This is a genomic window from Bowmanella yangjiangensis (assembly GCF_017255015.1).
Lineage (GTDB): Bacteria > Pseudomonadota > Gammaproteobacteria > Enterobacterales > Alteromonadaceae > Bowmanella > Bowmanella yangjiangensis.
The window spans coordinates 99794-122848 of the sequence record NZ_JAFKCS010000005.1; the positions used below are offsets into that span (position 1 = coordinate 99794).

The following is a 23055-nucleotide window of genomic DNA, read 5'->3' on the forward strand; positions in this document are numbered from 1 at the left end:
CGGTCTCCGTTATTGATTAAGGTTAAAAAATTCAGCGGCGTTGTCCGCCAGAATTCGTTGCTTAGTCTGTGCGCCCAGCTCATCGTGGCTTTTTACCAGTTCACCTATGACCTGCTCCCCCAAGGGAAAGGGATAGTCTGAGCCCAGCATCACCCGCTCTTCGCCCATGGTTTTGACCAGTAAGGCCAGGGCATCGGGGTGAAATACCGCCGAGTCCACATAGAACCTGTCCATATAGCTGGAGGGTAAGTTAGGGCAGTCTTCGCGCACGATATCTCTGTGTTTCCAGGCGTTATCCACGCGGCCAATCAAATAAGGGAAACTGCCACCACCATGGGCAAAACAGATTTTCAGGCTGCGGGGCAAACGTTCAAAGGCACCCGATAAAATCAGGGATAAAATCGACAGTTGCGTTTCGGCTGGCATGGCGACCAGCCAGGGCAACATATATTTAGGCATGCGCTCGGGGGCCATCATATCCCAGGGATGGATAAGCACAGGTGCGCCAATATCGGCGCAGTGGTGCAAGAAGGTCACAATACCTTCGTCATCCAGATTCTTCAGACCCACATGGTTACCAATTTGCACCCCCACATGGCCATTGGCCATACAGCGGGAAACCTCAGCGCAGGCCGCGTCGATATCCTGCATGGGCACCTGACACAGGGCTTTGAGGCGTTGGCTATCCGGAGTGCAAAGTTCCAGTGCCTGGTCATTCAGCCAGGCGGCCAGCGCCAAAGCCTGTTCCACGGGGCGGTGGTAGGCAAAAAGCACGGGTGTGGCGCACATAATCTGGATGTCGATACCAAGCTTATCCATATCTGCCAGGCGTTTTTGGCTGTCCCAGCAGGCATGGGTAATAGGCCGGAATAGTTTGCCGTCAATCAGAATGTCTGCTTGCTCGGCATTCTTATGTACCACTTGTGGCCAGCCCTGGCTGTTAAAACGCGCAGCGAAGTCCGGCAAACTTGCTGGAAAAAAATGCGCATGCATGTCGATTAACTTCATGGCCAACTCCTATTTGCCGGGGTGCAATTCGCCGCAGGCACTGCAGGTGCGCAATTGCTCATTTTCCTGAAAGGCTTTAAACAGGGGCGGCAGATCTTTGACTATGGATTTCAGTTCCACCTGTACTTCATGCAGCAGGTGGTTGCAGCTCAGGCAGTACCAACGAAATGCGTCGTGCTTGCCCTCTGGGCGTTTGGGCTCAATAACCAGACACAAGCTACCAGCCTCCGGGCGTTGCGGAGAGTGGGGTACATAGGCTGGCAACAAAAATACGTCACCCTCTTTTAGCTCCAGTTTATATGGGCCGTTTTCCCCCATGATGTTCAGGTACGCATTGCCTTTCATTTGGTAGAAGAACTCCTCCACCGGGTCCACATGGTAGTCAAAGCGCTGATTAGGGCCACCCACTACCGTACACATCAAGTCTGCGTCTTCCCAAATCAACGCGTTGTTGACCGGTGGTTGCAGCTTATCTTTATGTTCATCCAGCCATTTCTGGAAGTTAAAGGCTTTGAGTTGTGTCATGTTAGCTCTCCTTGACCGCGCTGGACCGCGGCTTATAGGCCACCGCCTTGATTTCAATAAGCAGGTGCGGGTGTGGCAACTGATGTACGGCTACTGTGGTACGGGTTGGTCCGTTGGCATCGAAGTACTCGCTATATACCTGATTGTAAGGACCAAAATCATTCATATTGACCAGAAAGGTGCTGATTTCTACCAAGTCTGTCAGGGTTGCCCCTTCGGCGGCCAGAATATCGCTGATGTTATCAATCACCGCACGGGTCTGGGCGCGGATATCCAGATTGGTGGTGCCCATGGCGTCCACTTCTGCGCCCACTATGCTGTTATCCGGCAGGCGCGAGCTGGTGCCCGAGACAAACAAAAAATCACCGGCCCGCTTAATGTGCGGAAATTTGCCTCTTGGTGTGGCTTTACCACTGACCAGGGTTGAACGGTTAGTCATATTATTCTCCGGCATGCAGATGGACCTGACCCATACTGCTGGTATGCAAGCAAACATGATCGCCAGTGCTGAGCGGATGCGCCGCCGTGGCCGCGCCGGCCAGCACTATCCAACCGGCTTCCAGGCAAATATCGGACTCTGCCGCCAGGCGCGCCGCTTCCACCAATGAGCGCCACGGATTGCCAAGAATGGCCGAGGATGAACCTATCTGTACCGGCTTACCATTGATTTCCATCACCATAGCCTGATTGCCGATATCCTGTTTTGGGGAGCGCCACTGGCCCAATACAAAGCCGGAAGAGGAAGAATTGTCTGCGACCACATCGGCCAGCGAGAACTTAAAGTTGGCATAACGTGAATCGATAATTTCCAGCGCCGGTGCAATGGCATCTACGGCATTCATGGCTTCCAGCAGACTCACTTTGCCCTTAAGAGTTTTATTCAGGCGAAAGGCAATTTCCGGCTCAATTCTGGGGTGAATAAAACGCTTGAGACTGACACTGCCACCTTCCACCAGTTGCATAGTGCTGGTCAGTCGCCCCCAAATCAGGTCATCCACGCCCATTTGCAGCATTTTAGCCCGGCTGGTAAAGCCCATTTTAATGCCCAGCAGCTTTTCGTTGCGGCTCATGCGTTTCTCAATACCGGCGGCCTGAATCTGGTACGCCTGCTTCAAACCAATTTCCGGGTAGTCCAGGCTTAGCTGCGGCGTAGCCTGGCTATTCAGCATGGCTCTATCCAGAATCTCGGCTATCTGCATGGTTTGATGTTGTTTACTGTCCATGGGCTTTCCTTATCTTGCGCTGAAACTGGCTCTTACCGAGCCAAGTCCACTGATTTCACAATCAAAAACATCACCCGGCTGGACTGCCACCATGGGGCCAAGTGCGCCGGTCAGAATGGTGTCGCCGGCACGCAAAGGTTGCCCTAACTGTGCCATGGTTTTGGCCAGCCACAGCGCTGCACTCAAAGGGTGACCCAGGCAAGCTACACCAGCACCGGTGGAAACCGGTTCACCTCGACGACTTAAGCTCATACCGCATAGTTTGAGGTCTATCTGGCTAAGGGGGGTTGGTTTGCCACCCAGCACATAGAGACCACTGGAGGCGTTGTCAGCGACAGTATCTACTATGCGGATATCCCAGTTTTCCACCCGGCTGCCAACTATCTCAAGCGCTGGCAGTGCAAAGGCGGTGGCGCGCAAAATATCCGCTAGGGTAGGCTGAACCATGGCCAGATCCTGTTCCAGCACCAGAGCCACTTCGGCTTCAATTTTAGGTTGTAGTACTGCAGAGAAAGGGATCTCTTCGCCTTCGGCTATGGCCATGTCGGCAAACAGGGCACCAAAATCGGGCTGGTCAACACCAAGCTGGGTTTGTACCACTTTGGATGTCAGGCCGATTTTCCGACCAACTAAACGACGGCCCTGCTGTTGCCAATATTCTGTGTTGAGCTGTTGTACCCGATAGGCACTAGCAAGATCGTTATCTGCCAACAATGTACGCACAGGAGTACAAGGTTGGCCGCACTCCTGAGCCTGGCGCAATTGCAAGGCGGCGCGAAGTTCAGCGTCAGTAGCTTGTGATTGCATAGTTTCCTCTTACAGCTTGATGCAGATGTTGCTGGGTTCAGCATAAAAATTCAGGGAATGCTGGCCACCCTCACGACCAATGCCAGACATTTTTACCCCGCCAAAGGGGGTGCGTAGGTCACGCAGATACCAGGTATTCACCCATATCATGCCGGCTTCCATTTGCCTGGCCACCCTATGACCACGGCTAATATCCTGGGTCCAAATGGCAGCAGCCAGGCCGTACTTACTGTTGTTGGCCAGCGCCACCGCTTGTTCCTCAGTGTCAAAAGAGCTGATGTGAGCGATGGGACCAAAGATTTCCTCTTTGACGCAGCGGGCGTCTTCGCTCAGACCGGTAATTAAGGTGGGTTGTACCCAGGCGCCCTGGTCGCGTTCATCACCAAATTCGGGCACGCTGCCGCCTGTGACAAAAGTGGCACCTTCTTCGGCGGCCAGTTTGTAGTAAGACAGCACCTTATTGCGATGCTCAAAGGAGATCAGTGGCCCCATGTCGGTATCGGCGTCCGTGGGCCAACCAATTTTCATGGCCTCGGCCTTTTGTTTTAACGCCGCCACAAAGCGCTCAAAGAGGGAACTGTGCACATATACCCGCTCGGTACAGAGGCATACCTGACCACCGTTAGTAAAGGCTGACCGTGCAGTACCTTCGACGGCCGCATCAAAGTCAGCGTCGTCAAAGATAATCGCGGCATTTTTGCCACCCAATTCAAAAGACAGCGGTTTAACGTGCTCTGCGGCGGCGCGCATAATAGCGCTGCCGGTACGTGATTCGCCGGTAAAAGTGATGGCATCAATATGTGCATGGCTGGTGAGATATTCTCCCGCTGAATTAGGGCCAAAGCCATGAATCAGGTTGAATACCCCAGGCGGAATACCCGCTTCATGCATCACTTCTGCCAATAAGGTTGCGCTGGACGGTGTTTCTTCCGACGGTTTGGCGACGATACAGTTGCCCGCCGCCAGCGCAGGCGCCAGCTTCCAGGTCAGCAGTAATAGCGGCAAGTTCCAGGGCGCGATAACGGCCACCACTCCCAGAGGTTTAGGCAGACTGTAGTTCAGTGCACCTTTGCCGTCTGGCGTGTCAGTATGAAAACACTCACTGCCAGCGGTTTTTACCATATCGGCAAATACCCGGAAATTAGCTGCACCGCGGGGAATATCAATGCTGGAAGCCTGCTGCAGGGATTTACCGGTATCGCGCATTTCGGCAGCGACAAACTCATCAAACCTGGCCTCAATGCCGTCGGCGACTTTATGTAACAAGGCAGCGCGCTGTTGCACCGACATGCTGCCCCAAGGGCCGCGTAAAGCTTCTTTGGCAGCCATAACAGCCTGATTTACCTGTTTTTTATCGGCTTCAGCCACTTGGCAAATACGTTGGCCGTTAACGGGATTGATATTGTCGAAACGCTTGCTGCTGTCGACAAATTCCCCGGCGATGTAGTGATGCAAAATACTCAATGTCATTCCTGATTCTCTTATTGCTGCACAGGGCAGCGCTGAGGCTTGGATTGACTTTACAGGCCGTTAACATAATACAAAAATAGAATTTACCGACTCAGCTATAAGGTAAAAGTTATATCTTTAGTCCGCTATGGATTGGGAACGGCGAATAGTGGGTGAATATTTCAGATGCATGATTTGGGTATTTATTATCCAGTAGGAAATGTGGTAAGACATAATAAAAGGGTTAGCAAATTAGCTTTGCTATAGCCTTTATTTGATAGCAAAAAAGGGCCTGCGGCTCGTCAATAACAACAAATCCGTCCGAGACATTGCACATGACACCAGAAAAACTGCAACGCGATATGGTCGCCCGCATGAAGCTTAAACACCTGAAGCTACTCGTTACTGTGGGGGAGCAGTGCAATATCTTCAAAGCGGCGCAGTTGATGAATATGGCGCAGCCAGCGGCAACTAAGATTATCCGTGATATAGAATCCGCTTATGAATTGACCTTATTTGAGCGTTCTTCCCGAGGCGTGGTGCCCACCTTGTATGGTGAGGTATTGATCAAACATGCCAAACTGGTGCTCTCGCAAATAAAACATGTGAGTGAGGAGCTCACCTCTTTGCAGGGCGGCTTATCCGGTCATGTCACTGTAGGTACACTGATTACCGCCAGTTTAACTCTGTTACCCAAGGCGCTGGTGAGACTGCGGGCCGAACGGCCGAATATCTCTGTGACTGTGGTGGAGGGGACTCAGGATGTGCTCTTGCCCAATCTGGTGCAGGGCGACCTGGATCTTGTGGTGGGTAGGATCCCAGAGCATCAGGACTATGACGGCTTAACCTCTATCGAGCTGTATGAAGAGCCGACCATGATAGTCGCCAGGGCCGGGCATCCACTGAGTAACCGTGGTGTTTTGAGCCTGGAAGATTTGTTGCAGGAAGATTGGATTTTACCTTCTCCTCAAACTTATCTGCGTCGTGAGCTGGATCAGAATTTCCGTGACCAGGGCCTGCCCTCACCCGCCCCTGTGGTGGAGTCGGTTTCTGTGTTGACCAATCGTACCTTGCTTAGGGAAACCGATATGATCGCGGCCATGCCCTATCAGATCTTTCACACCTATGAACAGCTTGGGGAGTTATGCCGCTTGCCAGTACCCGCCTTGGCCCGCAAGGGGCCGGTGGGGATCACGATGCGAACCGAAGGGGGCCTGACGCCTGCCGCAGCCTGTTTAGTGGATGACCTCAAATTGGTGGCAGCGGAATTAACTGAGAATTAAGTGTTCGAGGGACGTAAGCCCAGAAATTAACTACTGAATCGTTTGTGGCATGGGAAAATTTTGGCTGACAAATATAGCATGATTTTATATAACTCTGATTGAAGGAACTACACACATAAAATAAAGGAATCAGGGATGAAATATATTTTCTGTTTATGCGCTTTTCTTTTCTGTAGCCAGATTATGGCCGCAAATTTGGATGTTGACGCTTATGCTAAATTACCTTTAGTCGAGCAGCCTCAGATTTCCCCCGACGGTCAGATGATTGCAGCCTTATATAACCTGGATGACGGTCCCCAGGTAGTAGTTGCGCCATTTCCCACACTAGAATTTTCCACCTTGGCTAAGCTGAAAAAAAATCGTGACAGGTTGGAGTTTATTCGTTGGTCCGGAAATAAGTACCTGATTATTTCCGCCAGCTACCCTGAATATTTTCAAGGCCGCCATTTCAGGGTGCAAAGACTATATGCCGTTAATGTGAAAGATGGTAGCTCCAAGGAAATCACCAACCGACGTTTCAGCAGCCAGTCCTGGTATCAATATCAAAGTTATATTTTGACATCCTCACTTAAAGATGATGAAGAACATATTTTAGTGTCTACCTATGACTTTACCGACGAAGGTTATTCGGTTTTCAAAGTGAATTTGAAAACAGCAAAATTCGAGAAAGCGGTTAACAATGTCAATGATATCGACTTTTGGTATGCCGACCGCAAGGGCAGAGTCAGGGTTGGTATAGCGGTTGAAAAAGAAGAGGACAATATTAACCGAACCATCTGGTATAGAGCTGCTGAACAGGATGAATTGCAAAAGCTTCATACCCGCACTTACGGGGTCGGCGAGACCTTTGATCTTATTGGATTGAATGAGCAAGGTGATAAGGCCTATGTGCTTTCTGACCGCGAAACTGGCTTTCAATCTTTATGGCTATACGACATTCGCAAAGGAGAATTTGAAGAGATGCTGTTTACCCATCCAGAATATGATCTGGATGGAGGACTACTTGACAGTCAAGGCGAATTAATAGGCTCCTACTATTACGATGATTACTATCGCTCTTACTACTTTGACCCAGCTGATGGCGAACAGGAGGCTGCAATATCCGCAGTGCTTAAAGGGTTGGAAGTTACCGTTGTTAGCCGCAGTGCTGATAAGAAGAGGCTGCTGGCGATGGCGGTACGAGATGACAAAGTACCGGCCTACTTCTATTTCGATCTGTCAAAAAATAAAGGTGGGGCTTGGGTATCTCAGTATCCACAGTTAAGCAGAACGCCTATGCAACCTGTTGAATCCTATGCCTTTGATGCTAGCGACGGCCAAAAAATTACTGGTTATCTCACCATGCCAAAAGGGGTTGAGAGGCCTGCGCTAATAGTTTACCCGCATGGTGGCCCGCATGCTCGTGATTACCGCTATTTTGATCCTAAGGTGCAGTTACTTGCTGCAAAGGGCTATGCTGTGCTGCAAGTTAATTTCCGTGGTTCGGAAGGCTTTGGTACGGCGTTTGAAACGGCTGGCTATTATCAGTGGGGAAAACGTATGCAACAGGACGTTTATGAGGCAATGGACTGGTTGTTGGCGTCAGGTCGAGTTTCCCAGACCAAAGCCTGTATTGTAGGAGCTAGCTACGGAGGTTATGTTGCGCTAACTGCCGCTTACCAGCATCCAGAGCGTTTTGATTGTGTTGTCAGTGTGTCTGGAATTTCTGATCTGGAAGAGCTGGTTCAGGACGAAGAAAGGCAGGACAGCTTTATTGGCAATATCGTTGATCTTACTGACAAAAATGCCATTGACCAGCTAGCCCAAGTTTCGGCGATTAATTATCTCGATAAGATTAAGAGCCCGGTGTTACTCATTCATGGCACCAAAGACACAAGGGTAAACTATGGCCAATCTCGGTCTTTTTACAGCAAGGCTAAAAGCCGCTTAGATATTAAATATATCGAGATAAAAGACGGTACACACTTTTTTGATGACTACGAAAGCAACCTGACATTTATTCGAGAATTAGATAGTTTTTTAACCAAGCATTTATGATGGCTTGATTGGCGGTAATTATACTTACATCATTATATTTTTGAGATCTAAGATCCTCTTTTTTAAGAGGATCTTAGATCGTCTTCCGATCTGGTAATAAAGTCGCGGCGGACGTTATTCTCTTGTCGCTGTGGATTATTTTCTTAGCTTGTCCTTATTAACCCTCCAAGTACGTCTTATTTCTAAATTACTCAGGTAGAGATAGTCCATTCGAACAGCGATTGGCCCATATGTATCATTGATTTAGTGAAGCGGAAAAGCAGGTTTATGACTTATCCACTGCAAACTTAAAAAGCTGTGGAAAAAGCTGTGTTTTAAATTTGGGTGTTGTTTAAAGATGTGCGTTTAATTGCAGGGATCCTGCGGTGATCTTCTGGCAAAGTTGGCTTAAAAGATAGGGAGGATCGCTTATTGGATCCTCCCATATGGATCGCAGAGTGGAGCTTAAAAACGGCCTTTGATGCCGAATCGGATTGCCCGACCTGGTAGCGGCGCGACATCTTTAAGGAAAGAGGAATGCACTCTGGCTTCTTCGTCGGTCAGGTTATCTCCCTTGATAAACAGCGTTAGATCCGCCAGATCGCTCGGCACATAGTAGTTAACGCTGGCAGATACCAAGGTATAGCCTTCTGTCGAGCTTTCAAATTCGGCGTATTTGTCCTGCTTGCTGTAACGGGTAAAACCTGCTTCGGCATGCCATCTGTCGTATTCAAAGTGCAGCGATGAGCCTATCCGCAGTGGCGGAATGCGCGGTACATTGCTGCCGTCATCCAATTTGGCACGGGTGTAATCGGTAAATGCATCGATGCGCCAGTTTTCAGCGAAGTGCCAGTCCATCTCTGCTTCGAATCCATACAGCTTGGCGTCCTGTTGGGCAAATAGGAACACCGGCAGATCCTCGCCATGCGCATGTCCGTCTTCCGACTCTCCGCTGTCTTCCTCTTCATCATGAGCGTGCAGATGTCCGTCGCTGATTACCAACCCTGTGTCCTGCTGAAACACGTAATTATCTACCTGGTTGTAGAACAAGCTAACCGACGCGTGCCACTGACTGGCATGATAACGGTAAGTGAGATCAAGGTTGTTGGAGACCTCCTTGTTCATCTTGCTTTCAGCCTGCTCCAGCAGATATTCATCCTCGTGTTGGTGAATGGCAAAGCCACCACCAATTTCATAGGTGCCTGTGCCAATATGTGGACCAAAAGCAAAGGTCTCTGAAGCGGAAGGCGCTCGCTGCGAATAAGCATAGTTAAAGGCCAATGACTGGTGCTCATCTAAGCTCCACACCACGCCTGCGGAGGCACTCAAGCTGTTGTAACGCTGCTCGTCAAAGTGGATTTCGTGCTCCTCTTCCTCTTCGGCGGCGTCATGGGCTTCGTGATCGTGGGCCAGTGCATCAAAAAAAGCATTGTCCGGCTGATGGCGAACTTTCTCTACACGCAGCCCCAATTGCCAAAGCAAGTCACCCGTGCGTTTTTCTTCCAGTACGAACATCGCCAGACTTTGGCTATCCGTGGGAGGCGTAAAGGCTTCTTCACCAATGGCAGAGAACTCAACGTCATTGAAGTGCAGACCTATTACCCCTTCCCAGCCGAACATTGGCTTGTGTTCGGCCCATAGGCGGGACTCCAGCGTTTGATTCTGGAACGTGGTACCGACTTGTCCCTCTTCAATTTCACTGTGCTGATAATCGGTATAGCCGTTATGCCAGTGCACTGCAGAGAAAGGACCGGTTAGGTTATTCCAGTCAACAATGGCCTGAAACCTGTCTTGCTCAAGACGGGCGTATACGCCTTCTTCGGTTTCTGTACTGTGTTCGTCTGTTTCTTCCTCTGCGCCATGCTCTTCATGGGCATGACCGGGAACGCCATAGTCAGACTCAATCCGACCATAAGAAAGGGCCAGACGGAAGTCATCCGTAATCCAGCCGCTGCCCAGGGTAAAACCTTGCGCGTCGATAGCTGAGTTTTCCAGGTACCCACTGTTTTCTTCATCATGCTCGTCTTCATCATGAGCTAATTCGGCTGGGCCAGGGATCTCAAAATTATCGGTTTTACGGCTGAAGGCGTCCAAATGCCAGGCAAAGCTGCCAGCTCCACCGTTTAAATCGGTGGAAACGGTTTTCTCGTTAGCGACTGTGTCATAAAAACCCATAACCTGCCCGCTCAAGCCATCCTGATTTTGCTGCGGGAGGCGATTATCCACCACATTCACTACACCACCAATTGCCCCACTGCCATACAACAATGTGGCAGGACCTCTTAATACTTCTATCTGCATGGCCGTAGATACTTCAGTCGCGACGCTATGATCCGGGCCAACACGCGACGCATCTGATGCATCCAAGCCATTTTGCACAATCTTAATTCTGGGGCCGTCCAGACCACGAATAATCGGGCTGCTGGAGACTGGGCCGAAGTAGGAGCTATTTACCCCTGGGGTGTTTTTCAGGGTCTCGCCCAGCGTCGCAGCCTGATTCTGTGCAAGCTCTTCACCATTGAGAATGGATACCGGCGTGGCTGATTCCAGAACCGTACGCTTTAATGGTGAAGCACTGATTACCAATGTTTCAATATCATGTTCATCTTTCTGGACGGGTTTGTCATTAGCCCAGCCAAATGCTGGCAAAAGTGCCAGCACAATAGGGGAGAAGCGTACTTTCATGGGGTTACCGCTATAATCGTAAATTAGTAATAGTATAACATTTCCGTTCATTGGCAGGTCAAGGTCAGACCGATAGAAAGAGCGGCTTTTGCGACAAACAATCCGTTATTACTTATTAGGCTAATTTCTGCTGTAATAGATATAAGTATTCAGTGGAAGGACTGTCTTGAGGTTACCCTATTCTACACTTGGCCTGGGGAAATGGTTGGATTTGCTGAAACCCCAGGCGCATGCACTTCGGCAGCAATGGTGGCCTTTGACTGAACAGTTGGCGGCACAGAAGAAACCTTGCGTATTTGCTATCAGTGGGGCACAGGGGAGTGGTAAATCTACCTTGGCCAGGTATCTGCAAGCCGAGTTAGGCCAAACATTTGGATTGCAGGTTGCGGTATTGTCATTGGATGACCTTTACTACCCCCGCTCTCACCGGCTCTGGCTAGCCGAAAATGTGCATCCCCTGCTAGCAACCCGTGGCGTGCCTGGTACCCATGATATCAGTTTAGGGATGGAACTGATTCGCCGTTTCAGGAATGGCCAGGATCTTAGCTTGCCAAGGTTTGATAAAAGTCAGGACGACCGACGTGTAGAAGGTGAATGGCTGCAGGGTCCCGCAGATATTCTCATTATCGAAGGTTGGTGCCTGGGGGCCACCCCACAAGAAGAACTGGAACTCACCAAGGCCATTAATGAATTGGAACAGCAGGAAGATAAAGCGGGCACCTGGCGTCAGTATGTGAACCATTGCTTAGCTGGAGATTATCAACGCTTGTTTGCCACCTTTGATAAATTAGTCATATTGCAGGCACCAGATTGGCAGAGTGTGCTGACGTGGCGGGCAGAGCAGGAGCAAAAATTGATGCAACGAGGTGGAAGGGCCATGAATGAGCAACAACTGGCCAGGTTTATGCTGCATTATCAACGATTAACTTGCCATCAACTACAGAGCCCGGCACGCGATGCTTGGCAGCTTTTCCAACTGGACGCTAATCGACGGGTCACTGCCGTCAAAGGGCAATACACGCATGACTGGCAAATCTGAAGTGATGGGGCAGGACTTAAAAACACTCTGCGAAGATCATCCTCAGTTGCTACGCAGCTATCATGAGGTTTGTGGGCTGCTGTTTTCGGTAGCTGCTGCACCGCAGATCCCAGCCCCTCAACAATGGATGCCTTGGGTACTGATCAGTGACGAGATGTCTGCAGAGGTCGCTGAAAAGCTCACCCAAAGCTTAATGGATTGCTTCAAAGCGCAGTTGTTAATCATGCGGGATGAAGGCAATTTATTACCCAGGGTTTGTGTTTATCATGCTGGATTAACGCTGGAAGATGCCCTGAGCCAGTGGATGAGCGGTTGTTTATTGGGTCATCAGCACCTGCAGAAAGTGTGGCAGCAGGCCTGGTCACAGATGCAACTGCAAGCGCCTGATGATGCCCCCCAGGCCGCCAAAGAACTTAGCCACTTATTACGTTTGTTTAGCACTTTTGCCAATGTACCTATGGCGCTGGAGCAGGCTGCGGCTGGTGGTAATATACAGCTTGCCGCTCAGTTGGCGGCTATTGCTGAAACCCTGCCCAGAGCATTGCGACAGTACGTGAGCTTGGCTGGCAAGCTAGCCGCTTACCTTCCTCACCAGTTTGAAACTTTTATATCAGGCCAAGATCCAGCGCCTTGAGCACTGCACGTGTGCGGTCTCGTACATTCAGCTTGGCCAGAATAGCGGAAACCTGATTGCGAATGGTACCTACTGAGCGATGCAGCGCATCGGCAATCTCGTGATTGGAGTACCCGGCGGCGACCAGCCTGAGCACTTGCACTTCTATATCCGTGAGTTGTTCTATCAGTGCGCTTGGGGAATCCTGGTTGTCCCTGGCTTTTTCCACCCGACAGGTCACTGCGGGTTGCAACCAGCTTTTACCCTTCGCCAGATTAATGATGGCGTTTGTCAGCGCGTCAAAGCTTACGTCCTTGCGCAGGTAGCCTTTGGCACCCAACTTAATGCACTCAAGCACCAAATCATGATCATCAAAGGTGGTCAGTATCAGCACAGGTAACTGAATATTGGCCGATTTAAGCTGTTTAAGTACATCCAGTCCTGTGACTTTAGGCATGCGGATATCCAACAGCATGACATCCGGCTGATGGGCCAAAACCAGCGCCAGGGCCTCACTACCGTCGTCAGCTTCGGCAACAACATCTAAACCAGGTTTAAGCTGTAAAAGACTTTTGATGCCTTCACGAACCAGGTTCTGGTCGTCTATCAATAAGATCTTAATGTTCATGTACGGCTATCCGGGAGTATCGCAAGCAGGCTGAAGCCAGCCGGGCCAGCTTCTATTTTCAATTCGCCATCCAGTTTGTTCAGCCGCTCCTGCATACCAGTTAAGCCATGGCCAGGTGTGATATCTTTTGTATGGCGGCCATTATCATCCACCTGCAGATGCAAAATTCCTTCATGTTTGTTGAGGCTTAATCGACATTGGTTGGCACCACTATGCTTGAGAACATTAGTGAGCGCCTCCTGGGCACAGCGGAAAAGCGCCTCTGCAACACGTGCATCGGTGATCACCACGTCAGGGTCTATATCAAGGTTAATTTCCAGACCATCCAGATCCTGAATCAGAGCTTGCAGTGCGGATACGATATCCAGCTGATTTGCCCGGCGAATGTCCGCTACAGCTTCACGAACATCAGAGAGAAGCAACTTGGCCAGTTCCTGTGCACGTTTAATATGTTGACTGGCACTGTCCTTACTAAGCTGGTTGGCGACTTCCAACTGGATACTCAATGCGGTCAGGTGATGCCCAAGCACATCATGTAAGTCTCGCGCTATGCGCAGTCGCTCATCACGACGGGTGGTGGTATAGAGCAAGCTTTGGGTGGCCCTTAATTCTCTCAGCAAGTGAGCGTTGGCTTCCTTGGCCTGACGTTCGGCCTGTAAGCGTGTGGCGATGAAAAGCGCAAAAAGGTTCAAGGTGGAAAACAGCAGGGCGTTGACCAGTCCATATTCGGCTGGTGAAAGCAAAAAGTTCAGCATTGGCAACAATAAGCAAACCAATACGCAGATGAGTGGCCTGAATAATTCGCTAAGGTGTGCCACCAACATAATACCTAGGATAAGAATCATGCCATTGGGGAACAGCCACATTAATAGCAGGAGACATAAGGCCTGGACTAACGGCCCCAGCCAAATGTAGTCGGAGCGCAACATACGCCACAAATACCCCGCCAGAAACAGTAGCAACAAACTGCACACCAGCAGCACGGCACCGGGAGTGGGAGCAAAACGATGCTGAATATTGGGATCGTTCAGGTGCCAGAAATACAGGGTGAAACAAAGGATAAATCCCCAGGTTAGAAAACCCAGGCCGATTTCAAAAAATTTGCTGTTCAAACGGTTCGATAACTTCATGACGGCAGTATCGCATAACCGCAGTATGCCTCGAATAGGGCAAATGTCACGATCTCCTCGAGGTGTTATTAGGCCATGACATTTGTCACATGTACGCACCGAATACGCTCGCTAAGCTGCCCATAGTTTAATCAAGGAGACTATGATCATGAGGAGCTTATTCTACGGATGCAAACTGCTATTACTGCTGATTTTCTCAGGCTGGGTGCAGGCAGATGAGACATGGAAATTGGAGTTCGGAGGAGGGCTGGCGGCTTATGACACACCCTGGGTGGATATGCCGATTCAATACATCACACTACCCTACATCAATGCCGAATATGGTCGTTGGCGGTTGGGTGTTAAACATGGGATTTTTCAGTATCGGCTGAGCGGTGACAACTGGCCAGTTAGCCTGTCTGCCGGGCTGAATTACCGCGATGAAACCTATGACAGCGTGTTTAGTTTTAACGATAAGCTGTCCGATGATCCTGTCTTCACAGGTTATCAGTCGCCCGATGGGGAAGTGACAGCCCAGCTAAACGCGAAGTGGCAGCATTTATCCTTGTCGGTGAGCCAGGATGTGTCCGACCACTCTTCGGGAACCGTTGCCGATCTATCCTATATGCATCCGCTTTATCAGGGAGATCGCGGCGTGCAGTTCCTTATGGGCGGCGGTGCACGTTGGCTGAGTGAGAAATACAGTGACTATCTGTATGGTGTTTATGGCGACAATATCGCGCCGCAGTATGGCCGTGTTACCTATCAAGCCGAAGCCGCAACCAACTACCAGCTCACCATGCAGTTAATTTACCCCTTCAATCGTCAATGGAGCCTAAGTGCGCAGGCCAGCTATGAATGGTTGGATCAAACCATACAGGACAGCCCGCTGGTGGATAAGTCCGGTGTTGGCAAAGTCATGGTGTTTTTCACCTATAGGAAAATGTAATGAATAAAGTCATTAGCATATCGCTGATGCTGATGCTGATGCTGATGCTGATGCTGATGCTGATGCTGATGTTGTCAGCCTGCTCCAGTGACGATGTGGAAACCGCCAACTTTGGCAGTGACTACTACAAGAGTGACTATCAATTGGTAAATGCCACAAATCTTGAGCTGGATTTTTACATGGCCAACTCAGAACTTGACGGCGATGAAAGAGACCCGTTCAAAGACAAGTACAAAGTGGCGCATATCACCAAAGAGGAAGGAACCAAACAGATTCGCCATGAGCATAACGCAGAGCGCAAAGTGAACTTTTACGTGCATGCCCCCTATGCGAACAAGGCGGGCTACCGGGAAACCCATAAAGTTAAACGGGACAGGCATTATCAGTGGTTGGCCTGGATGTCCGGGGAAGCCTTATCACACAGTTTATTTGAGAAATATGAGTCAAATCGTGAGGGTTATATCAGGGTCAGGCTATTTGCTACGGATACCGCTTTGCAGGCCAACAACAGCGGACAAACCCTGGCCCTGACCATCGGCAAAGTCTCGGAGTTTATCTCCGTGGATCAATGCAATGGCGGCTTGCAAGTGAATGGGATGCCTATCAATCTGTGTGATACTTCTTTTGGCCGTAGTTATTTGCTGGTGGTTGGTGATGAAGGACGAATTAGCCTGGCGTTACAATAATTTTTTCACTCTTTAACCCCTTTTGGCTTTGTGCTGCGTTTTATCTATGCGACCCAAATGGAGAAACGCCATGCAAAGCCACTTTACTGCTACTTCATCCGCAAATACCGCCTTTAAGGCCCTGATTATTACGTTACTGGCCAGCCTGATTACTTTTGCCCTGTTTGTATTGATGGATGTGCTGACCCGTATCGAGCAAGATGGGCCTATAGACAGCCCCCCTGTGTTTGTCGTCGACGCGGTTTTTGAACCTGAGAAACAAATTACTCAGGAGAAAAAACCTTTATCACCGCCACCGGAGCATAAAGTCATGCCTAAACTGGCTAATCTTGCCCCAGTGAGTGATGATTTGGTGCCGGGCATTGGTGACTTTGTTCCTGACGTAAAGCTGGGGGATGACCTCGGCGAAATCCCTGTGTTTAGCGCCTCGGAAGGGCAAGCAACTCCCATGGTGAGATTCGACCCAAACTATCCCATGGAAGCATTACGCGATGGTATCGAAGGCTGGGTTAAACTGGTGTTTGATATAGACCCCAGCGGCAAGGTGGAAAATGTGCGGGTGCTGGAGTCGAACCCGGCCCGGATCTTTGATCGTGAAGCCCGACGGGCATTGTTACGTTGGAAATACAAACCACAGATTCGAAATGGACAGGCCATGGCGCAAAGCAATCAGGTGGTACTGTTAAGTTTTAATCTGAACCAATAAGCTAAGTCTTAGGATGGTTAATAATGTGCGTCTGTGTCAGACGCGCATTGGTCGTTAAGGAAAGATATGACGCTAAGTATCGCAATCAAATCCTTATTGCATATTGAGCTCAGCAACGAAGAGTTGATGAGCCGCTATGTGCTAAGCGGTGATGCGAGTTTGCTGGCGAAGCTTTACGATAATTGTGCCAGGGATTTGTATCACTTTCTGTTAACGCTGTCAGAGCCTGAGCTTGCCGCGGATATTGCGCAAAAGTCCTGGCTTAGGGTAATGGAAAAGCGCCACATGTATCATAGTAATGGCCAGTTTAAAGCCTGGCTGTTTACCCTGGCACGCAATCTGTTAATGGACGAATACCGCCGCACTAAGCGCTATCCATTGTTGGAGGCATGCGAAGTTCGTGATCAAGGCAGTCAGAATAAGGTGGATGGAACGTTACTTAAGGCTTTTTCACAGGCCCTGGAAACACTACCTTTTTATCAGAGAGAGGCTTTTATGCTGTATCAGGAAGGATTTGGTGTACAGGATATTGCCCTGATCACTGGGGAGAATCAGGAAACCATCAAAAGTCGGCTGCGCTACGCCAAACAGCAGCTTCGCCAACAATTGGGAGAATGTTGTGAGTAAAGATGAGCAACTGAAAGCCCTGTATCAACAGCGTAAAGAACAGGTTAAGGCGCCTCACTCGACCCGACAGTTGCTGTTGACCAAAGCCCGGGCTGAGCAGATCAAGCCGGGCTACAACCTGTGGAACTGGACGCTCGGCGTCAGTTTGTGTGCTGCGCTATTGGTATTGTTTCAATTTGTCGGTATCACACACCAACAGCTACGACCTGAGTATGAGGTGATTCAGGTGCATCGGTTGAACGAAGAAAAACAACCTGGTGAACTCGCGGCTTTAGTTGCCGAGCAAACCCGTGTTGAGCATGCTGACAACTATGCCCGATATATACAGGGTCAGCAGATATTGACCGCACACCACAAGCGCCTGGCCAGGCTGGTGAATACCGAAGACGGTTGGGGTTTGCAAACCTGTGATAAAGAGCTGGTATTGTTAACTGCGCAGTTGGTTGATCAGCTTCGTAATAACCGTCGACTGGAGGAGCAGCTCAAGAAAGGCGACGAGGTGGAAATTGCTTTTGATGTTGATGGTCGGATTGTGAGTATCAAAGCAGCGCCGGGTCTGCACTGCTAAGCCGGATAAGTTGAGCGGGACTGGTGCCCGCTCGAGTTATTTACCGATCAGGCGCAGGAATTCATCACGGGTGGCCTGTGATTTACGCAGCCCGCCCAGCATCACCGAGGTAACCATTGAGGAATTCTGTTTTTGTACGCCGCGCATCATCATACACATGTGCTTGCCTTCCATTATTACGCCTACCCCTTTGGCACCAGTGACTTCTTGTACGGCTTCGGCGATTTGTTTGGTCAGGCCTTCCTGAATCTGCAGACGGCGGGCAAACATATCGACTATACGGGCAAACTTAGACAGCCCCAGCACTTTCCCATTTGGCAGATAAGCGATATGACAGCGGCCGATAAAGGGCAGCATATGGTGTTCACATAAGGAATAGAATTCAATGTCCTGTACGACTACCAACTCATCGGTATTAGATTCAAAGATAGCGCCGTTAACCACTTCATCCAGTGACTTATGGTAACCGTCGGTAAGAAACTGCATGGCTTTGGCGGCACGCTTTGGAGTATCCACTAATCCTTCACGGCTGACATCTTCACCCAAAAGCGTGATGATCTGCTGATAGTGGCTGTTCAATTGGTCTGACATCAATTCATCTCGTTGCTATTGATGGCTTTAATACGCAAAGATCCTTACTTTGGATTGCGCCACCCGGGAAAATTGCCGGATTATAGCGCAATCGTGTTGTCGGGTCAGGAATTTGTCATATGTCAGAAAGACAATCAGGGTGGTGGCGGTCATTGTGGCATACGGATTGTGTGCGTTGTCGGCAAATCCGCGCAGCAATAATTTGGGGGCTTTTGATGTATTTACTCGTGATGCTTTGGTGGTGAGCCATATGGATATCATTCAGATTCGTGCGGGGGCCAAGCGTAATGGCTTCAGCTTGTGTTTGTTCGGCATTATCGGTTTGCTATTGTCCGCCTTATGGTTGGCCTGGTTACCTGAATGGCTAAAATTGGCGGGTATTTTCCTGACCAGCGCATCGTTAGTAACGATTTTAATTGGCTGGCTGAAGGTCAGGGAGCCGGTGTTCAGCTTCGAGCTGTCCCGTCAGCATCTGAAATATTTGCATCGATTTGGCCATTGGCAACTGGAGTGGGGCAATATTCAGCGGGTCGGTATTCCTCGTGTCAGACGCGGACTAGAGCATCAGGATATGGAGCTGATAGGCATTCGCTTGAAAGACTATGAGCCTTTGCTAGCCTCTATTTCTCCACGTTTGGCCAGTAACATTCTAATGCAGCAACGGCCGCTGTTATTGCAGGATGAGGATTGTAAAACCGGTCAGTGTTATAGCGAGACGCTATTGGAAAAGGACAGTTACAAGGGCAACAGCGGCAAAGAATATCGGGGAATAGTGGCGATGTTTGCCAACCGTATGACCCGTATTCGCGAGGTGCTTGGCTATGACCTGTTTGTGTTTGCGTCTGAGTTTGACAGATCTCAGGAGGAATTTGTCGCTTTGCTTAATGCTTGCCAGCAGCAGTCTTTAAAAGACGAATAAGTTAGTAACAGCTCTTATGCGGGATGCTGCGTCTCTCCAAAAGAGCTGCCTTGTAAGAATTCCAGACCTTGCTCTTCCACGTGCAGGCATTCCCGATAAAAGCGTTCAAGTAAGGTTTTGGCCTCGGCGATATGCCCGTTTTTTAGATGTTCCTCCAGTTCCTGACAGAGGGTTTTAAGCTTGGGCACACCGGTATAGCAACAAGCGCCGTGCAGTTTGTGTATTAAGTACTGCAAATGTGCCTGATCCCCAGCCTGTGCAGCGGTTTTTATCTGACTATGCATGCTGGGCAACTGCTCTATAAAGGCATCCAACATCTGTCTGGCATGGTGCGGATTATCATTGGCCAATTGCAGGGCTTGTGCCCAGTCGAGGCTCTCCTCTGAGGTGGGCTGACACCAGCGCTTAATCAGCTTAATCAGATCATCAAAATTGATAGGCTTGGGCAGATAATCATCCATGCCGGAATTAAGCAGTTTCTCTTTCTCTTCGCGAAACGCATGGGCTGTCACAGCAATAATCGGGGTGCCACGATTTAAGTGGGTTTTACGGATCATGCGGCTGGCTGCCAGACCATCAATACCCGGCATTTGCACATCCATCAGTATCAGGTCAAATGCTTCTTTCTCGCAGCGATCAGCGGCATCCTGACCATTAAAGCTCAGTGACAGCTCCACCGGTGAGTCACGCAACCAGGTGGCCAGCAATCTCAGGTTAATCTCCATATCATCCACCGCCAATACGCTGGCTTTCGGCAGGCTTTTGAGCTGACGCGAAAAATTATCGTTTTGGATTGGTGTGGGTGGGTGCAATAAATTTTCCAACTTACCTAGCGTCAGCGGCCGTTCAATCCGTCTTTCAAACATGGCGAGCATCATATCTTGCTGGCTTGGCCTTGGGGCGCTATCAAGCAGTACTTTGTGTCTGGCGCGCAGCGTCTCTAATGAGGCGAGTTTGGCCTGATAGCTATGACATTGCTGCTCAGGGCAGGATAAAAACAGATAATCAAAAGGACCGGTTTGGGTTGCCAGATAGTCAAAACTGTCACAACTGGTCACCACCGCCCCCAGGGCTTTAAACATGCGTCCCATGGCCTGACGTGCGGGTGGGTAGGCTTCGTAAATCAGCACCTGTTTGCCTTTCCAGCGGCTGTAGGGTGATAGCGACATCTTCTGACTTAACTTATTGACCCGCAGCTTGACGGTAAACTCGGTGCCGGCACCTTGTTCGCTATGCAGTTCAATGCTACCCCGCATTAACTTAACCAGTTCCTGACAGATAGCCAGACCCAGGCCGGTTCCCTGGTATTCGCGGTTAATCGCACCATCCAGTTGCGAGAACGCGGAGAACAGTTTATGTCTGTCTTCCCGGCTAATGCCTATACCTGTGTCTTCAATCTTAAATACTAATTCATACAAGCCGTTGGCCTGGTCTTCGCCTTTTACCGCCAGGCGCACATGCCCGTGACGGGTGAATTTGATGGCATTGCCAACCAAATTGGTGAGTACCTGGCGAATACGGGCGGCATCACCAATCAACTTTTTCGGTAAGGGACTCAAGTCGCTAATAAGTTCCAGTCCCTTGGCATGTGCCGAGCGCGCCATTAACCCCGCCAGCTCTTCCAACAGTTCTGTAGGGCAGAATGGCTCGTTATTGATCTGCAACTTACCCGCTTCAATCTTGGAGAAATCCAGTACGTCGTTGATGATATTGAGCAAGTTGTTGGCCGACGCATTGATGATTCGTACGTGTTCCTGCTTTTCGGTGGGCAAGGGCGTATTGGCTAATTCCTGGCTGAATCCCAATATCGCGTTAAGCGGGGTACGGATTTCATGGCTCATATTGGCCAGAAACTGGGATTTTATCTTGCTGGCCTGGATCGCTTGCTTGCGGGCAATATCCAGGCGCGCATTTTGTTCTTCAATGATTTCCATGTTATTGCGCAGATCATTGGTCACCAAGTCAACGGAATGGCTGAGTTGTGTCTGGCTTTTTTCCATTAAAGCCAGGGAAAACAGCACGGCTTCCAGAAAAACGCCCATCTGGAAACAATATGTGGTCAGGAAATTGGTGGGTAGCCAACCTATCAGCCCCAGTAAACCGGCCAGAGCCGCTGTGAGCAGAATACTCCAGGCAAATACAAAGTAACGAGCTGGTTTAAATTGGTTGGCGTAGCTTTCATAGCCAGCATATAGGTAACTACTAATGGCCAGCATGCTAACCAGATAAACAGCGCCATTTTGTATACCAGCATCCAGGAAGTTGCCCAGTGAGGCCAACCCAAGCAGTATCTCTATGCCAATCAAGGCAATGATTATTCGCCCGGCCTTAGGAGCATTCTGTTTGGCATCAAGAAAGCTGTAAGTGAAAATACCTGCAGTTACCGCAATAACCAAAAACAGCAGATCGGTGTGTTGATTTAGCCAGTCAGCAACCGGCGATTGCCAGTAAACCTGAATATGCCCACCCCAAACAAATTGCCATATCAGTACCGTGGCAATATAAGTGCAATAGACCAACAGACTGCTATCTCGCAAACTGATAAATAATGTCAGGTTGTAGAAAAGCAGCACCATTAAGCCACCATAAAACACGCCCCACAGGATATTTTCCAGTGCCTGCTTTTTCATATGTAGTGATTCAGAGGAAAGGGTAACAGGTACTACTCTTGCCTCCGCATCACTTTGTATACGGATATAGAGGTCCAATCTTGTTGCGTAAGGGAGGGTGGCCTCCATGGAGGGGTAACGGAATCGCTGCTCTGCTTGCGCTTTACCCTGCTTGCTATGGGCAATGATTTTGCCCTGTGCAACCAGGTAGATATCCACGTTATCATTCTGCGCATATTTGACGTCGACCAGCCAGACAGGTTGTTGGCTGACATTGCTGAAGCTGGTAGTAAACCAGATAGCTTCATCGCCGAAACCGTAGTTAGGGTTGTGTTGCGTTGGCCACTGAAAATCGCGGCGCATAGTCAGCACTTGCTCAATGGTTAACCCGCCATCAGCATCTATCAATATGCGCATCTGATCGGTTAGGCTGTGGGTTTTCTCGGCATCAATAAGTTGCAGGCTGGCCTGGCCCACAGCCGACAGGCTGAACAGCAGACAAAAACACAGCAACAAATACTTGGCCAATCCCATGATTTACGCAGTTATACGGTGAGTTGAAAATTCAAGAGGCTTATTTAAGCATTGTCCACAAGGGGATACCAATGTTAAGTTGCCATTTTATTGGCGTGTGCCGTGCGGTGGATATTCTGTCTGGTTAAATTAGCGGTAATGACCCACAGACCCAACACGCCACCCACTTCCCGAAGTTAATCTCGTAAAGCAAGAATTCTATGAGCCAAGAAATCAGTATCAGTGCCGATGGTATAGAGCAGTTGCCCCTGCGGCGTTTTACCGAAGATGCCTACCTGAATTATTCAATGTACGTCATCATGGATCGAGCACTTCCACATATTGGTGATGGCCTTAAACCTGTACAGCGTCGCATTGTTTACGCTATGTCTGATCTGGGACTGAGCGCGACCGCCAAGTACAAAAAATCTGCCCGCACTGTGGGTGATGTCTTGGGTAAGTTCCACCCCCATGGTGATTCCGCCTGCTATGAAGCCATGGT

22 protein-coding genes are annotated in these 23055 nt (G+C 49.7%); 11 read left to right on the plus strand and 11 right to left on the minus strand.

All coding sequences use genetic code 11. From position 1 onward, the window contains the following. Window positions 1-9 precede the first annotated feature (9 nt). From J0A65_RS07370 to J0A65_RS07395, 6 genes are read right to left on the minus strand one after another with little or no spacing between them, the layout of a single operon-like run. Window positions 10-1008: an amidohydrolase family protein gene (locus tag J0A65_RS07370; RefSeq protein ID WP_206593492.1), complete on the minus strand. Its 999-nt coding sequence runs from the start codon at window positions 1006-1008 to the stop codon at window positions 10-12. Window positions 1009-1017: 9 nt separating this feature from the next. Next, a complete protein-coding gene (locus tag J0A65_RS07375; RefSeq protein ID WP_206593493.1) occupies window positions 1018-1533 on the minus strand; it encodes a 3-hydroxyanthranilate 3,4-dioxygenase in 516 nt (171 codons plus the stop codon). Window position 1534: 1 nt separating this feature from the next. After that, a complete protein-coding gene (locus tag J0A65_RS07380) occupies window positions 1535-1972 on the minus strand; it encodes a RidA family protein (RefSeq protein WP_232849795.1) in 438 nt (145 codons plus the stop codon). Window position 1973: 1 nt separating this feature from the next. Further along, entirely contained in the window at window positions 1974-2756 is a 783-nt protein-coding gene (locus J0A65_RS07385) for a 2-keto-4-pentenoate hydratase (RefSeq protein WP_232849796.1), read from the minus strand. A 9-nt stretch (window positions 2757-2765) separates the two neighbouring features. Further along, on the minus strand, window positions 2766-3563 hold the full coding sequence (gene mhpD / locus J0A65_RS07390; RefSeq protein WP_206593495.1) for a 2-keto-4-pentenoate hydratase: 798 nt from the start codon (window positions 3561-3563) through the stop codon (window positions 2766-2768). A 9-nt stretch (window positions 3564-3572) separates the two neighbouring features. Continuing rightward, window positions 3573-5033, minus strand: a complete 1461-nt coding sequence (locus J0A65_RS07395) for a 2-hydroxymuconic semialdehyde dehydrogenase (protein ID WP_206593496.1) — start codon at window positions 5031-5033, stop codon at window positions 3573-3575. Between the two features lie 314 nt (window positions 5034-5347). Between J0A65_RS07395 and J0A65_RS07400 the strand changes: the two genes are divergently transcribed. Next, window positions 5348-6295 carry a LysR family transcriptional regulator gene (locus J0A65_RS07400; protein WP_206593497.1) on the plus strand — a complete coding sequence of 316 codons (948 nt, stop codon included), beginning with the start codon at window positions 5348-5350 and terminating at the stop codon, window positions 6293-6295. A gap of 135 nt (window positions 6296-6430) precedes the next feature. Next, window positions 6431-8332 carry an alpha/beta fold hydrolase gene (locus J0A65_RS07405; RefSeq protein WP_232849797.1) on the plus strand — a complete coding sequence of 634 codons (1902 nt, stop codon included), beginning with the start codon at window positions 6431-6433 and terminating at the stop codon, window positions 8330-8332. 444 nt (window positions 8333-8776) lie between these two features. On the opposite strand, the gene J0A65_RS07410 is transcribed toward J0A65_RS07405, so the two are convergent. After that, window positions 8777-10996, minus strand: a complete 2220-nt coding sequence (locus J0A65_RS07410; protein WP_206593498.1) for a TonB-dependent receptor domain-containing protein — start codon at window positions 10994-10996, stop codon at window positions 8777-8779. A gap of 166 nt (window positions 10997-11162) precedes the next feature. Between J0A65_RS07410 and J0A65_RS07415 the strand changes: the two genes are divergently transcribed. Together J0A65_RS07415 and J0A65_RS07420 are read left to right on the plus strand one after the other, a co-directional pair. Further along, on the plus strand, window positions 11163-12035 hold the full coding sequence (locus tag J0A65_RS07415; RefSeq protein ID WP_206593499.1) for a zeta toxin family protein: 873 nt from the start codon (window positions 11163-11165) through the stop codon (window positions 12033-12035). After that, a complete protein-coding gene (locus tag J0A65_RS07420; protein ID WP_206593500.1) occupies window positions 12019-12669 on the plus strand; it encodes a UPF0149 family protein in 651 nt (216 codons plus the stop codon). Before J0A65_RS07415 ends, J0A65_RS07420 begins: the two co-directional genes overlap by 17 nt. On the opposite strand, the gene J0A65_RS07425 is transcribed toward J0A65_RS07420, so the two are convergent. Continuing rightward, the gene (locus tag J0A65_RS07425) at window positions 12641-13276 is read right to left on the minus strand and encodes a response regulator transcription factor (protein ID WP_206593501.1); all 636 of its coding nucleotides are present in this window, start codon (window positions 13274-13276) and stop codon (window positions 12641-12643) included. The two genes, J0A65_RS07420 and J0A65_RS07425, sit on opposite strands and share 29 nt — an antisense overlap. Further along, entirely contained in the window at window positions 13273-14406 is a 1134-nt protein-coding gene (locus J0A65_RS07430) for a sensor histidine kinase (protein WP_206593502.1), read from the minus strand. The genes J0A65_RS07425 and J0A65_RS07430 overlap by 4 nt, the downstream gene beginning before the upstream one ends. 148 nt (window positions 14407-14554) lie before the next feature. Here J0A65_RS07430 and J0A65_RS07435 point away from each other — a divergent pair, with 148 nt between their 5' ends. From J0A65_RS07435 to J0A65_RS07455, 5 genes are all read left to right on the plus strand, one after another. After that, window positions 14555-15334: a MipA/OmpV family protein gene (locus J0A65_RS07435; protein ID WP_206593503.1), complete on the plus strand. Its 780-nt coding sequence runs from the start codon at window positions 14555-14557 to the stop codon at window positions 15332-15334. Continuing rightward, complete coding sequence (locus tag J0A65_RS07440) at window positions 15334-16020, plus strand: hypothetical protein (RefSeq protein ID WP_206593504.1); 687 nt, start codon at window positions 15334-15336, stop codon at window positions 16018-16020. The genes J0A65_RS07435 and J0A65_RS07440 overlap by 1 nt, the downstream gene beginning before the upstream one ends. A 70-nt stretch (window positions 16021-16090) precedes the next feature. Next, window positions 16091-16726 (plus strand): TonB family protein, encoded by a 636-nt coding sequence (locus tag J0A65_RS07445; protein ID WP_206593505.1) that lies wholly within the window; start codon window positions 16091-16093, stop codon window positions 16724-16726. A 66-nt stretch (window positions 16727-16792) separates the two neighbouring features. Beyond that, a complete protein-coding gene (locus J0A65_RS07450) occupies window positions 16793-17353 on the plus strand; it encodes a sigma-70 family RNA polymerase sigma factor (RefSeq protein WP_232849798.1) in 561 nt (186 codons plus the stop codon). Then, window positions 17346-17921, plus strand: coding sequence for a hypothetical protein (locus J0A65_RS07455; protein WP_206593506.1), 576 nt, complete (start codon window positions 17346-17348; stop codon window positions 17919-17921). Before J0A65_RS07450 ends, J0A65_RS07455 begins: the two co-directional genes overlap by 8 nt. Window positions 17922-17957: 36 nt before the next feature. Here the strand turns inward: J0A65_RS07455 and folE are convergent, their stop codons facing one another. Continuing rightward, window positions 17958-18512 carry a GTP cyclohydrolase I FolE gene (gene folE / locus J0A65_RS07460; RefSeq protein ID WP_206593507.1) on the minus strand — a complete coding sequence of 185 codons (555 nt, stop codon included), beginning with the start codon at window positions 18510-18512 and terminating at the stop codon, window positions 17958-17960. Between the two features lie 154 nt (window positions 18513-18666). On the opposite strand from folE, the gene J0A65_RS07465 reads away from it, so the two are divergent. Further along, complete coding sequence (locus J0A65_RS07465) at window positions 18667-19431, plus strand: DUF2982 domain-containing protein (RefSeq protein ID WP_332874310.1); 765 nt, start codon at window positions 18667-18669, stop codon at window positions 19429-19431. Window positions 19432-19445: 14 nt separating this feature from the next. Here the strand turns inward: J0A65_RS07465 and J0A65_RS07470 are convergent, their stop codons facing one another. Continuing rightward, window positions 19446-22574: a hybrid sensor histidine kinase/response regulator gene (locus J0A65_RS07470; protein WP_206593508.1), complete on the minus strand. Its 3129-nt coding sequence runs from the start codon at window positions 22572-22574 to the stop codon at window positions 19446-19448. Window positions 22575-22774: 200 nt separating this feature from the next. Between J0A65_RS07470 and J0A65_RS27305 the strand changes: the two genes are divergently transcribed. Then, window positions 22775-23055, plus strand: a 281-nt coding sequence (locus J0A65_RS27305) for a DNA gyrase subunit A (protein ID WP_332874311.1), incomplete at its 3' end; no start/stop codon positions are given.